Origin of the sequence: Saprospira grandis DSM 2844 (assembly GCF_000275825.1) — a bacterium.
Classification (GTDB): Bacteria; Bacteroidota; Bacteroidia; order Chitinophagales; family Saprospiraceae; genus Saprospira; species Saprospira grandis_A.
Window position 1 is genome coordinate 3,071,067 of record NZ_JH719942.1, and the last position, 6,903, is coordinate 3,077,969.

8 protein-coding genes are annotated in these 6,903 nt (G+C 37.3%); 6 read left to right on the forward strand and 2 right to left on the reverse strand.

What is annotated here, in order from left to right; translation table 11 throughout:
• Positions 1-1,111, reverse strand: a protein-coding gene (locus tag SAPGRDRAFT_RS13955; RefSeq protein WP_437343626.1) for an IS3 family transposase whose coding sequence is annotated in 2 segments (ribosomal slippage) — positions 1-825 and positions 827-1,111 — 1,110 coding nt annotated over the 2 segments. Because the reading frame shifts where the segments join, the coding sequence is not laid out codon by codon here. This gene is flagged as partial in the annotation.
• Positions 1,112-2,520: 1,409 nt separating this feature from the next.
• Between SAPGRDRAFT_RS13955 and SAPGRDRAFT_RS13975 the strand changes: the two genes are divergently transcribed.
• The 6 genes from SAPGRDRAFT_RS13975 (at position 2,521) to SAPGRDRAFT_RS14000 (ending at position 6,190) form a co-directional block, all read left to right on the forward strand.
• Positions 2,521-2,928, forward strand: a complete 408-nt coding sequence (locus SAPGRDRAFT_RS13975; protein ID WP_002659899.1) for a hypothetical protein — start codon at positions 2,521-2,523, stop codon at positions 2,926-2,928.
• A gap of 68 nt (positions 2,929-2,996) precedes the next feature.
• On the forward strand, positions 2,997-3,611 hold the full coding sequence (locus SAPGRDRAFT_RS13980) for a hypothetical protein (RefSeq protein WP_002659900.1): 615 nt from the start codon (positions 2,997-2,999) through the stop codon (positions 3,609-3,611).
• A gap of 3 nt (positions 3,612-3,614) precedes the next feature.
• Positions 3,615-4,487, forward strand: coding sequence for a hypothetical protein (locus tag SAPGRDRAFT_RS13985; protein ID WP_002659901.1), 873 nt, complete (start codon positions 3,615-3,617; stop codon positions 4,485-4,487).
• 77 nt (positions 4,488-4,564) lie between these two features.
• Entirely contained in the window at positions 4,565-5,188 is a 624-nt protein-coding gene (locus SAPGRDRAFT_RS13990) for a hypothetical protein (RefSeq protein ID WP_253271332.1), read from the forward strand.
• Positions 5,188-5,652 (forward strand): hypothetical protein, encoded by a 465-nt coding sequence (locus tag SAPGRDRAFT_RS13995; protein WP_002659903.1) that lies wholly within the window; start codon positions 5,188-5,190, stop codon positions 5,650-5,652. Before SAPGRDRAFT_RS13990 ends, SAPGRDRAFT_RS13995 begins: the two co-directional genes overlap by 1 nt.
• A 64-nt stretch (positions 5,653-5,716) precedes the next feature.
• Positions 5,717-6,190, forward strand: a complete 474-nt coding sequence (locus tag SAPGRDRAFT_RS14000; RefSeq protein ID WP_002659904.1) for a hypothetical protein — start codon at positions 5,717-5,719, stop codon at positions 6,188-6,190.
• On the opposite strand, the gene SAPGRDRAFT_RS14005 is transcribed toward SAPGRDRAFT_RS14000, so the two are convergent.
• Positions 6,167-6,903: IS5 family transposase (locus tag SAPGRDRAFT_RS14005; RefSeq protein ID WP_002659905.1), on the reverse strand; the 737-nt coding region annotated here is incomplete at its 5' end. The two genes, SAPGRDRAFT_RS14000 and SAPGRDRAFT_RS14005, sit on opposite strands and share 24 nt — an antisense overlap.

Consider the following 6,903-nt stretch of genomic DNA (forward strand, 5'->3'; position numbering starts at 1 on the left):
AAGATGCTGAAGAAAAATATCTTGAGGAGTTTTATATCCTAAAGAACTATGAAGCCTGTGATTGTTATAATAATTAAAATACTCTTTAAGTCCGTTGTGTAAATCTAAACCATTTTCATAAGCTCTCAAATAAATATGCTCATATTTTACGGACCACCATAATCTTTCTACAAACACATTATCTAAGGCTCGGCCTTTTCCATCCATACTGATCTTAATTCCTCTGTTGAGCAACTCAGACGTAAATTCTAGAGAAGTAAATTGGGCGCCTTGATCGGAATTAAATATTTCAGGCTGCCCCCATTTCCAAGCTTCGTCCAGAGCTTCTAGACAAAAACGCTTATCCATGCTGTTCGAAATCCGCCAGCTCAAAACATATCGACTATACCAATCCATGACAACGGTTAAGTACATAAAACCCGCTTGCATAGGAATATAAGTAATGTCAGTTGCCCAAACTTCATTTGAACGGCTCACTTTTAGGCCTCGAAGTAAATAAGGGTATTTCTTATGACTTTTGGCTGATAATGAGGTGTTTGGCTTGGGTAAAACAGATCGAATATTCATCTTTTTCATCAAGCGAGCAACTCGTTTTCTGTTGCAAATCAAGCCTGAGGCCCTTAAATACTCGGTCATCCTAGGGTAGCCCCACTCTGGATGTGACAGGTGAAACTCATCAATTTTACGCATCAACTTTAAGTTTTCTGCACTTTCGCCCACTGCTTGATAATAGTATTTTGATCGGGAAACAGACATTAACTCACATTGCCGAGCTATGCTAAGTCCTTCTAATACTGCTATTTGGCTCAGTCTTAACGCTTCATCACATTCCCCTATATTTTTTTTTAAGCCAGTCCAGCTCAAACTGCAACTTGCCTATTTGCTCATATAAACGGGCTTCTTTTTCTTCATCAGCATCCACTTTGGGGCCTCGCTTTTTTTCATAAAGCAAAAAACTATTGGCTAAAAGCTCTTTCTTCCAGGCCGATATTTGATTTGCATGTAGCTCGTATTTTGTCGCTAATTCTGCCAAGGTCAATTGATCTTTTAGCGCTTCTAAGGCTACTTTTGCCTTAAATTTAGAACTGAAATTACGACGTTTCTTTCTCATCTCTTTTGTAATTTAGTGCTTCATTATACGACTTTTTTCTTTCATTTTTCCACCTTAAACTACTGTCCTAATTTTGGGGGTAAGGGCAATGTGGATGAGGGTGTTTTAGAGGAAGGTGATTTTTCAATGATGACCAGAAGGTTTGGAGATTGTCAAAATGAGATAAGAAATTATATTTCCACAAATTTAATTAGGATTGAATATTCAAGGACAAACTATTTAAATTGTGAGGCACTTGTTAATAGAGATCTTGAAGGATTTTATTGAAATAAGTTCTAATTTTATTGATAATGAGCCATTCAGAATCGATGATCTAGAAGAATATAGTAAAATTCTTAATTTGCTCTCCGCCGAGGAGAGGATGGACTATGAACTGAAAATCGTAAAAGCATTCATTTTTTATGCAAAAGAAAATTATGATAATGAAGTTGAGTTGAGGAAGACGTATAATTTTTAAAAGAAGATTATTATGAATTTGTTTTAATAACCAAGAATGGAGAATTTGATCTTAGCTCAATTGGTTTTAGAATTCTTTTTCCTGATTATGATCGAGATCATTTTGAATCAAAAGAAGATGTAAGAGTTGATTTGGAAGGTCTTAAAGGTCTTATAGACTATTATAATTCAGATAGATTTTTAAAAATATCACATGACTAAGTCTAGTTCGCTTATTTGGGGAAACTTAGGGAAATAGGCGTTCATCCGTACTAGTTCACGTCCATACTCGGCCAGTTATCCCATCTGTATTGATTTGCAGTTGGGGCCTCCCGCCTTCGGCGGGCGCTACGTTCGGCAGCTCGCTGCTCGCTCGGCCCTGCGCAAAAAACAAGTTTTTGCTTGGTCTGCGGCTTTGCCGCACTGCCTACCATCGCTAGGCCTGCGGCCCTAGGGGCCTGCTATATGGGCCTGTAGGTTGAAACCTACAGCCAATTAACGAATGCATTTTTGTGTTCAATGGAGGGTTGAAACCCTCCATAAATAAACATCCTATAGGCTGGCTAAATTATAAATGTAGCTGCTATGGATGTAGGATGTTTTTTGTTGCATAGGGCTGGTTTTCAGCCTGATAACCCAGCTCGCAGGCGGTTCAATTCATGAGGGTTTCAACCCTCATTCATAGATCATTGCGAAGCAATACTGCTGTTGTATGGCTGCTGGTTTCAACCTGCAGCCACGGCTAGCAGGCGGCGAAGCCGCCGCAAAGGAGCGAAGCGACTTGGCCTAGGGGCCTGCAAGGGGGCCGCGCAGCGGCAGACCCAGCCAGCTTGCTGGCGCAGGGCCGAGCAGACCTGCGAGCCCTGTAAGGGCCCGGCCGCCGCAGGCGGCAGGCCCCAAAAAATGTAGTAGAATATACGGTAGACAAATCTTTATGACTACATACAGTTTTTTTAGCGTAAATACAGTTAAAAATGACGACAACATTAAATTTAGATCCACTAGCAGAAGACCTTATAAGTATAGAGAATAGGGTGTTGGATTCAGTTTTAGGGGTTTGTTTAATATTCAAAGAACCTGTTGTTTTTAGGAATATGGTTATAGGTCAGGCTAATTTTTATGAAAGTTTTTTTAAAAAAGGGCTGTTAGTCTCTAATTGTGTTATAGGTAATGTTATTTTTGAGTCTGCAGGACATAATGATGAACCAATTGTTTTTGAAAACACTGTTTTTACTGGAGATGTAAATTTTTTTGATGCCTATTTTACATCTGATATAGTTATTAGGAACTGCCTTTTTGTCAAACCTAATTCAATATTAGAAGATATTGCTTATCCATATGGCGTTGAAAAAAAGGAATATCTAAAAATAGAAAGTAAGTAACTATAGCACTACTTTATTTTCTAGGGCGCTGAGACTTATCGCAAATTATTCTAGAACCAAATAATGCCATGAATAAAGTAAATTATCTATTCTTTAGCCTTTTCCTATTGTCTTGCTTTGGCTGTGCCAGCAATCTAGCAGAAAAGGAATCCACTCAGCTGGATCATCAAGAAATGCCAGCCGACACTAACTTAGCTGCAGTAGACAGCTCCTTTTCTACAGAAAAGTTTGAGTTACTTCAGCAGATTTGTAATAGCAATGAAGAGCGTTATACTTACTTCAAAAATGATTTATGGCTAAGAAAATGGATGAATCTTGATCCAGATAGTAGCCCTGCATGCAAATACTTCAGAGTGCTAAAGAAGTACCCAGGATTGTTGGTCGGGGAGTTCATATTTGGAGCTCAAGATAGTAGTGTACATTATACATATAAAGCTGTATTGGTAACAGATACTCTAGGTGAAATTAAAGGGCGTTTAGTGGTCAAAGTTTCAAAAACAAAGAACCGACGATATACTCGGCTTAAGTATTTATCTTATTATAGAGAGGATTCAATTTCAATAGGTATTTATAGGGGGCATCCCGATGAGTCTAAAAATGATTTGATCGCTGAGGAGTTGTGGGTGATTAACTCTAAAGGCGCAATAGAAAAAAGAGAACTGCCTGCTCATTTGATAAAATAAATTATGAAAAAGACAGATTTTAAAGTTTTGGAATTTGAGGGAATTGATGACAATATTTTTAAACATCTCTTAGATTCGTACTTGCAAGAAGGGGCGAATGGACATTTTTTGTCTGTAAAGTTTGAAAATGAAGACTTTGAATTTATAATAGGTTTTGATGGAAGAATGCCCTCCTATATGAGCGTGGTGGATGCTGCAAGATTAGGGTTAAATGGTTTCTGGGGCGTTTTTCCAGATCAATGCAAAGGGTGGAATGTTATCTACTACAGTAAAAAAAGTCTTTATATAGAATACTTGAGAGGCTTAAGTGAAGATTTCATCATCTTTGATAAAGAAAATTTAGTACACTATAGTCTTCATCTTGATGATCAAACTATTGATTTAGTAACAGAATGGCCACCAATACTGAAAATAATAAACAAAAGAAAACTTCCTTTAGAGGTCGGGGGAAATAACGAGTTCAGCCCTTTTAAATTTAAGGGATTTGATAGCCGATTTTTTGGAGAAGTAAGATGTACTTATGTAGAACAGGATCAAGAAAAATCTTTTAAAGTACACTTTGTGAATGAAAAGTATAAGTTTATTATAGAGTTTCCAGGGAAGCCAATAGCTCCAAGAATAATTGATAACGAATTTGTAAGCTTTGTAAGACGGAGCCCGTTAAAAATAGATGAGGCTTTAACAGCGCAGTATTTGATTTTCTACACGAAAGATAGTGATTACCTTCATGAAAATAGGTTTGGATTCAAAACTGTCTTAAGTGAAGAAGAGTATGAGGATTTGACACATTATGCGCTTTATTTTGAGAACAAGGTGATTGATGTCCTTAGCTATGCCCAGCCTAACTTTAGCATTGGGTTAAGAGGTCAGTTATAAAGGCTATGTTCTATTTATTGAGGGGGGCTTTGGTCAGTTGTAATGACTCTAAAAATAATCTTGTGAAAAAGAAACTCGTGCCATACTTAGTGCTGCTTTTACTTTCTCTTGTATGCAGCTGTAGTCCTTTGAAGGAGGATTTTAGAGCGCAGTCGGTTTTTTGTCAAAATTTACAGCTTGAAGACAGTTTGTTGAGCACTCTTCAGGAGAGTATGTTGTATATGCCAAGAGACTCTAATCTTGTTGTAGTCGTATTTTTTAGCAATAAACTAACGAAACTAGCAAATGAAAATATAGAAGGAGGACTACAGCTAGATTATGTTAGGGACAGTCTTTCTGGACAATACTATTTTGAAAAAGAGCAGAGTCAGTTGTATTTAGTTAAAGAGTATCCCGCAGCAAGTACTTTGATTTTAAATGACTCTTTATACGAGGCTGTGCAAGAACTAGGAGAAACAATTATTCAAAATGCGGCTTTGGTAGGACTGTCTAGCTTTTGGCGAGACCAAAAAGATGGAAATATGAAGCTGTATATAGAATATCCAATTCGGTTTTTCCTGCTTAAAGAAGGTGGCCCTTACAACAAAGAAAAATGTATCGTATTAGACGAAAATTGGTGCTACTGTGATGATAGGGTAAAGAATAAAAAGGAGTTGTTAAAGTATAAGAAGGTGTATCTACAGAATAAACGCAAAGAGTGATGCAGGAAGTGATTTTTGACTTTAGCTTGTCATTGAGTGCCCTTGAAAAAGACAAAAAGCTCAAGCTAAAAGAGTTGGATCTTTGGGGGCTAAAGGCCCTTGCAGAAGGGAAGATATTTATATTTTTTGAGCCTCAAAGGACTTATTTGATCCTTGATGAGATAGGAATAATAGATTATTTGATTCAATTTCGCTCTGTTATCAGTAGTGTAGACTCTGGTATCCATGAGACTTTTTCAGTTTCTTCGGATTATTACAATGGCTCGTTGACCTATAGCCTTAAAGCAGGAGGAGGTTTTTTTATTCGAGATGATTGGGGCGTGAAAATAAAAACAAATTATTATGCCTTTAAAAAGGCAGTAAAAAAATTTGATAAAGACACAATGCAGGAGTTACTTTTGATTTATCCAGGACTTGCAGAAAATAAAAACTTTCAGGAGCTACTAGCGCATCAATTTTCTTAGGGGCCTCCTGCCTTTGGCATGCAGCTGTTTGCATTCTAAACTGGGCCAAAAAGCAATAAAGTCAATGAGAAAAATTCACACGGTAAGTTTCGATTTCCGATTTTCATTTAAGGCTATAGAGAGAGACAAATACCTTAATTTTGAATGTATAGATTTTTTGAGCTTGCATCATATAGCAAAAGGAAAGTTGTATATATTTTTTGAACCTAAAAGGACCTATTTAGTCCTTAAAAAGGTAGGCTTAATTGATTGTCTGCTTCAGCTTAGATCTATTATAAATGCTGTTGAAGCAGGGGAGGCTGACAACTTTTTGGATTCTTCAGACTATAGTGGTGGAGCCTTGAAATATAGTTTTAAGCTAGGGGGTGATTTCTTTATTCGAAATAATCAAGGAATAGAGGTCAAAACTGACTTTTATGCCTTTAAAGAGGCACTGAAAAAATTCTATGAAAACAGTATGCAAGACTTACTTTTGCTTTATCCAGGACTTGGGCCTTGTTGCATAAATCATAATTCACTGATTAGCAGCAACTTTTAGCTTGACAGCATTAAGCTCATTTAAAATTTGAATACGCATCAGGACTTCTTGTTTCTGCATTTTAAAGCTGATCGAAGAGAGCCGTTCAGAGAAAAAGTGCTTGAGCCGCATCATTGCAGTTTCGCTTAAATTTCGACGATGATAGCCTAAATCTTGTTTCCAAGCAGCCGCTCCTAACTCCCAGATATATAAAATATCATCATTGCGATAACTATCGACTAGCTCTCCATTTTTTCCTTTTTTTAGGCGAGCATTTTTACGTGGGGGAATCAATGGAACCGCCCCAGCCGCACAAATTGCTTCTCGACATTTTGTTTGGTCATAGGCGCCATCTGCATAAACTTGGTTAATATTAAATGGCTTCAATTTTTTCATCATTTTGAGGAGTTGAGAAGCATCGGTTTTTCGCTCTGTGGTAATCTCTACAACCAGGATTTCTCCTGTTTTGTCATTTACGGCTAAATGTACTTTAATCCAGCCAGAACGGTACTTTTCGATGTGTTTTATTCGCCGCCACTCTCCCTGTCCTTTTATTTTTAGTCCTGTACTATCTATTGCTATAGACAGCTCTTCATCCGTTTTTTTAGGCTTAATATTCAGCTTTAGTTTTTTGACTCTGCGGCATATTTGGCTGTAAGATATTGGATTGACATCCAAATTATATTCGGAAATAACGCATTTTAGAATGCCTTCTAACTGTCGATATCCAAAAG